The following is a 6,762-nucleotide window of genomic DNA, read 5'->3' on the forward strand; positions in this document are numbered from 1 at the left end:
AAAAAAGGGGCGGTACCCGAAGGTACCGCCCCAAATTTTTGCCGTGGCCGCGGTTAGAACTTGAAGTTCGCGCCGGCCCGGAACGTCCGGCCGATCAGGCCGGCCGAGTGCCACGAGGTCAGCGTGTTCACCTGGCTCGGATAGGCGGTGTTCGCGAACAGCGGCGCGCGCGCGTTCGTGACGTTGCCGACCAGGCCGAAGAAGCTGAACTGGTCGTTGACCTTCACCGTCAGATTCACGTCCGTGTAGACGAAGCTCTTGATGTGGCAGAAGTCGGCATTGCCGGTGGTCGGCTTGTAGATGGCGGCCGTGGCGCACGACGTGTCACCATTGACCGAGCTCGCCTGGTCAGCCGCAACACCCTTCATGGAGCCGACGAAATAGGTCGTCGTGCTGAGCGAGAACTGGTTGAACGTGAACGTGTTCTGCCAGTTGCCGCGCCAGCGCGGCGTGCCGCCGCCCGACGACAGATCCTCCGGACCCACCGTGCCGGCATAACGCTGCACCGGACGGCCCGCTCCCGGGTGGAGATCGTACTTCAGCGTCTCCTGCACATCGACCCGGCTCTCCCACCGGAAGTTCTCGCTGAACTTGATGCGCGCGTCGGCAGTGAACTCGAGCCCGGCGATGACCATATAGGCCGTGTTCACATAGGGCGCGTTGACCACGAGCAGGCGCGGCAGCGCGTTGGGCGCGAAGGGATCTGCCCCGTCGACCACGTTGCACGAATAGCCGGCGCCCACCGCCGCGACCTTGGCGCAGCCCGCGGCGGCGGCTGCCGCGGCGGAAGCGAAGGTCTGGCCCGCAACCGAGTAATAGGCGTTGATCGCGTCCGACGTCTGCGGGCCGGTGACGATCAGGTTCGACTTCTTCACGTTGAAATAGTCGGCCGTGAAGCTCAGCCAAGGCGTCGGCTCGAAGATCGTGCCCAGGGTGAAGCTGCGCGACGTCTCCGGCTTGATCGCGGGATTGCCGACATAGCCGCGGCCCAGGCTGTACGGAGCGATGTAGGTGGGGTTGGACGGGTGCGCGGTGAGGAACGCGCCGGTAGGCGTGTAGCCGACGAAGCCGGAATAGGAGCTGCGCGGATCCGATTCCGCGAACGTCGGTGCGCGGAAGCCTTCCGAATAAGTGCCGCGGATCGCGATCTGCTTGATCGGCTGGAACTTCGCCGTCGCCTTGGGCGAGAAGCGACCGATGCCGGTCGAGTAGTGATCGTAGCGGCCGGACAGGTCGATATCGAGCGAGTCCAGCAGCGGCACGTCAACTTCGAAATAGCCGGCCCACACCGAGCGGTCGCCATAGGCTTGCGCGGTCGAGAGGCCGGGGATGTCCAGGTTCGGGTTGGCGCTGTTGTTGGTCAGCTTCTCCTTGCGATACTGGCCGCCGACGGCCATCCGCACATCGCCGCCCGGGAGCGTGAAGAGGCTGCGGCTGAGCGACGCGTCCACGGTCAGCTCGCTCGAATTCGAACGCGCGTTGATCGGGGGAAGCACCGAATCGCGGACTGCCTGGGTGTTGAGGCTCGGGTTGACGAAATTGTACGAGCCGGTGTTGATCGCCTTGACCAGCCCGTTGAGATTGGCCCAGCCATATTGGGTGAGGCTCAGGTCGGCGCGCGAATAGCCCGCCTCGACATTCCAGTTCCAGGTGTCGGCGATGGTGCCGTGCAGGCCGCCGGTCACACGGAACACTTCGTTGACGCGGTTGCTGCCCGAACGGACGTCGCCGAACAGATAGTAGAGGCGCGCGGCGCCATTGGCCGGATCGTTGGCGTAGGCCGCCGCATAGGGGTTGTTCGGGTTGAGCTGGCGGTCCGCCGCGGTCGCGCAGTTGACGCCCGACGAGCAGATATAGACCGGCAGCACGATGCCCGGGTTGGTGGTCGAAGTCGACGGCGAGCCGCCGAATGCCTGGGTCTGGCGAATCGCACGCGGCGGCGTGATGATGTTGACCCGGCTATGCGCATAGCTGGCCGCGACATAGCCCTCGACATTCTCGGCGAGGCGGAAGCTCAGGCGCCCGACGGCGTCGTAGCGCTCCTGCAGCGGCGTGATCTGCGCATATTCCCGAGTGTTGTCGTGCTTGCAGGCCGAGCCGACGCGCTGCGCGGTGTTTTCCGAATAAGTGCCATAGGCGCAATTCGCGAGCGGCGTCAGCGAGGTGAAGATTGCCGGCGTGGTGGCGTTCGTCACCGAACCCGCGAGCGGATTGTTGAGATCGGTCTGGCGCGTGCGCGTGACGACCGCGTCCGTCGTCGCCGTGCCCAGCGTGTCGTCGGCGCGGTTGTTGTCGTTGCCGCCGATCGAACGCAGGTCGAGCGTGTTGAAGGGGAAACCACGCGAGTCGGCCGAGATCCGGCCGCCATATTCATAGTCGCCGCCGATATAGACGTTGAAGCCCTGCGTATCATAGTCGCCATAGCCGACGAGGAGCTTCGCGCGATACTTCGCGCCGTCGCCCTTCTGGGTGGCGCCGCCTTCGATGCCGGCCTCGATGCCGGTCATCTTCTTGCGGGTGATGATGTTGACCACGCCGCCGATCGCGTCCGCGCCGTACAGCGACGATGCGCCGTCCTTGAGGATCTGCACCTGCTGGACATTGACCATCGGGATGCTGTTGAGGTCGACATAGGAGTTGTGGCCGTCGTCGCTCAGCGGGAAGTTGGTCGAGCGGAGCCCGTCGACCAGCACGAGGGTGGACGACACGCCCAGGTTGCGCAGCGAAACGGCGGCGCCGCCGGCCGAGAAGCCGCTGGTGAAGCCATTGCCGATCGAGCCCGCGCCGTCGGCGGAGGCCGAACGGATGGCGTCGGTCACGTTGGTGATGCCGGCGCGCTCCAGCGTCTCGGAAGTGATGACCGTCACCGGCAACGCGGTGTGGGTATCCGATTGGCGGAAGATGGTGCCGGTGACCACGATGTCGCCGTCGTTGGACGGGGCATCCTGCTGGGCGGCGGGGGCGCTGGCCGGGGTGTCCTGTGCGAACGCAGGCGCTGCAATGAGCGAGCCCGCAAGCACAAAGGCGGACAAGGCCGCCCCAGTGCGCAGGCGCGTGATCTCAGTCTTCTTCATTTACTCTACCCTCCCTCTCCTTGGTCCCGCCAAGAGGCGGGCGGAAGAAACTCGTGCCTTCGTCGCCCCTCCCTGGGGGTGCTGGCGAAGCGGCGCGACGATGATGGCGTGTCTTACTCGTGTAAAGCATCTGGACGCCGGAAAGGATTGTTGCCTGTGTGTTTCTGGGCTGTGTGTTTCTGAAATACCACACCCGTGCGATGGGGGCTGGCGCTGCCGATGATGTCAGCCCGCCCGCCCGGCAACGGCATGCCCAAGTGTTGCGAAAAATGGCCGTCGAATTCGATGGGTCGTGTCCGGCGTGGCTGCCTATTGGGTGCGGCACATCAAGAGCATCGCGCCTGAAGAACGCGTGGGCGTTTCAGTCGCCTTGCAGCGAGTCGGCTATGCTACCTATGGAAATTGGTCGCACGCCGCCGGCAGATTCATTGGCATTGATTTGAAAGCATCGGTGGAGCTGTGGCGGTCACGCGGTCATATTCGGCAATGTCGGAAGTCTGCCCAGGCTCGCGCGGCAATGGCGCGGGCGCCGCGCTCGAGGCCGCCGAATCGCCTGATCGGCTGGTGCCGGCCCAAGAGGACTGCCGATCCTGGCGGTGGCCGGAGCGTTCGTGAAGCAGGGGCGGCGCCCTTGGCCGGCCGCCCCTGCCTAGTTCAGAAGTGGATGCCGATGCCGAGCAGCGCGCCGTCGAGATTGTCCCTCGCGCTGCTGGTGCCTCCGGCGATCGTCGCGTCCGGTCGCAGCTCGAAATCGGCATGGCCCGGTTTGCCGCAGGGCCGGGCTCGGATCGGCGGCGGCCTCCTTCCAGGGCCGCCGCCTTTCCCTTCGGGATATGAAAAGGGGCCCGGCGCCTGGCGCCGGACCCCCTATTTGCGATCGCTCCGGATCAGGCGGCGAGCTTGCGCAGCACGTACTGGAGGATGCCGCCGTTGAGGAAATATTCCAGCTCGTTGACGGTATCGATGCGGCAACGGGTGAGGAAGGTCTCCTTGGTGCCGTCCTCGCGGGTAAGTTCGACCTCGACCTCCTGCCGGGGGCGGAGGCTGCCGACGTTGCGGATCGTGAAGGTGTCGTCGCCCTTGAGCTTCAGCGTCTCGCGAGTCACGCCCTCGGCGAACTGGAGCGGCAGGATGCCCATGCCGACCAGGTTCGAGCGGTGGATGCGCTCAAAGCTCTCGGTGATGACCGCGCGCACGCCGAGCAGGTTGGTGCCCTTGGCCGCCCAGTCACGCGAGGAGCCGGTGCCGTATTCCTTGCCCGCAATGATGACAAGCGAAGTACCGTCGGCCTTGTGGCGCATTGCGGCATCGTAAATCGGCATTACCTGGCCACCATAGCGAGTCATGCCGCCTTCGATGCCGGGCACCATTTCATTGCGAATACGGATGTTCGCGAAAGTACCGCGGACCATGACTTCGTCATTGCCGCGACGTGCACCGTAGCTGTTGAAATCCTTCTTTGCAACCTGATGCTCCTGCAGGAACGTGCCTGCCGGGCTGTCGGCCTTGATCGAGCCGGCCGGGGAGATGTGGTCGGTGGTGATCGAGTCGCCGAGGATGGCGAGGGGCTTGGCCTCGATGATATCGGTGACCGGGGCGGGGGTCATGGTAAGCCCCTCGAAATAGGGCGGGTTGTGGATATAGGTCGAGCCCGCGCGCCACTGATAGGTGTCGGAGCCCTCGACCAGGATCTTCCGCCAGTGATCGTCGCCGGCATAGACGTTGGCGTAGCGCGAACGGAACATCGCGTCGTCGATGTTCGCGGTGATCAAACCGGCGACTTCCTCGTTCGTCGGCCAGATGTCCTTGAGGAACACGTCCGCGCCGTCCGAGCCCTGGCCGATCGGCGTTTCGTACATGTCCTCGGTCACCGTGCCCTTGAGCGCATAGGCAACCACCAGCGGCGGCGAGGCGAGGAAGTTCGCGCGCACGTCCGGAGAGACGCGACCCTCGAAATTGCGGTTGCCCGACAGCACCGAGGCCGCGACGATGTCGTTGCCGTTGATCGCCGCCGAGATCGGCTCCGCCAGCGGGCCCGAATTGCCGATGCAGGTCGTGCAGCCATAGCCGACCAGGTTGAACCCGATCGCGTCAAGATCGGCGGACAGACCCGTCTTGTTCAGATAGTCGGTCACCACCTGCGAGCCCGGCGCGAGCGAAGTCTTGACCCAGGGCTTGCGCGTCAGCCCCTTCTCACGCGCCTTGCGGGCGACGAGGCCGGCCGCGATCAGCACCGAGGGATTGGAGGTGTTCGTGCACGACGTGATCGCCGCGATCACCACGTCGCCGTCGCCGATGTCGTGGTCCTTGCCCGCGACCGGCACGCGCGCCGCATGATCCTTCTTGTAGACCTTGGTCAGGTCGCCGTTGAACACTTCATCGACGCTGTCGAGGCTGACGCGGTCCTGCGGGCGCTTCGGGCCGGCGAGGCTCGGGCGCACGCTGCTCATGTCGAGCTCCAGCGTGTCGGTGAAGATCGGCTCGACGCTGTCGACGTCGTGCCACATGCCCTGGGCCTTGGCATAGGCCTCGACCAGCGCGACCGTCTCGTCCGGACGGCCGGTCAGGCGCATGTAATCGAGCGTCTTGTCGTCGATCGGGAAGAAGCCGCAGGTCGCGCCATATTCGGGCGCCATGTTGGCGATCGTCGCGCGGTCAGCCAGCGTCATCGCGTGCAGGCCCGGGCCGTAGAATTCGACGAAGCGGCCGACCACGCCCTTGGCACGCAGCATCTGGGTGACGGTGAGCACCAGGTCGGTGGCGGTGATGCCTTCGCCGAGCTTGCCGGTCAGCTTGAAGCCGACGACTTCGGGGATCAGCATCGACACCGGCTGGCCGAGCATCGCCGCCTCGGCCTCGATGCCGCCCACGCCCCAGCCGAGCACGCCCAACCCGTTGACCATGGTGGTGTGGCTGTCGGTGCCGACCAGCGTGTCCGGATAGGCGATCGTCGTGCCGTCGGCATTCTTCGACGACCAGATCGACTGGGCGATATATTCGAGATTGACCTGGTGGCAGATGCCGGTGCCCGGGGGCACGACCGAGAAATTGTCGAGCGCCTTCGAGCCCCATTTCAGGAACTCGTAGCGCTCGGCATTGCGCTCATATTCGAGCGCGACGTTATCCTCGAACGCCTTGGGCGTGCCGAACTCGTCGACCATCACCGAGTGATCGATGACGAGATGGACGGGGACCTGCGGATTGATCTTCTGCGCGTCGCCGCCGAGCTTGGTGATCGCGTCGCGCATCGCGGCGAGATCGACCACGCAGGGCACGCCGGTGAAGTCCTGCATCAGCACGCGGGCCGGGCGATACTGGATCTCGCGGTTCGAGCGCGCGTCCTTCTGCCAGTCAACGATTGCCTGGGCATCGGCCTGGGTGACGGTGGTGCCGTCCTCGAAGCGCAGCATGTTCTCGAGCAGCACCTTCATCGAGAAGGGCAGGCGGCTGATGTCGCCGAGCTTCTTCGCGGCCTTGGGCAGCGAGAAATAGTCGTAGCTGGCGGTGCCGACGCTGAGCGTGTCGCGGGTGCCGAGGGTGTCGTTGCCGATCGCGGTCATGAGGCGCGGGGTCCTTTCTTTTGTCCGGCCGGGCGCTCGGGGGACGTGGCTCCATCATAGGGCCGCGCGGGCGCACCGGAGTGCTGCGAATGCGAAGATTCGCGGGTGCCGCTAGCACGCGGGAGGGG

At 65.3% G+C, this 6,762-nt stretch carries 2 protein-coding genes; both read right to left on the bottom strand.

The window, feature by feature from the left end; translation table 11 throughout:
• Positions 1-53: 53 nt before the first annotated feature.
• Positions 54-3,074 (bottom strand): TonB-dependent receptor plug domain-containing protein, encoded by a 3,021-nt coding sequence (locus FFS08_RS20795; RefSeq protein WP_137864405.1) that lies wholly within the window; start codon positions 3,072-3,074, stop codon positions 54-56.
• A gap of 887 nt (positions 3,075-3,961) precedes the next feature.
• Positions 3,962-6,634 carry an aconitate hydratase AcnA gene (gene acnA / locus FFS08_RS20800; protein ID WP_137864404.1) on the bottom strand — a complete coding sequence of 891 codons (2,673 nt, stop codon included), beginning with the start codon at positions 6,632-6,634 and terminating at the stop codon, positions 3,962-3,964.
• Positions 6,635-6,762: the final 128 nt, after the last annotated feature.

It is taken from the genome of Sphingomonas sp. 1F27F7B, assembly GCF_005503355.1.
Classification (GTDB): Bacteria; Pseudomonadota; Alphaproteobacteria; order Sphingomonadales; family Sphingomonadaceae; genus Sphingomonas.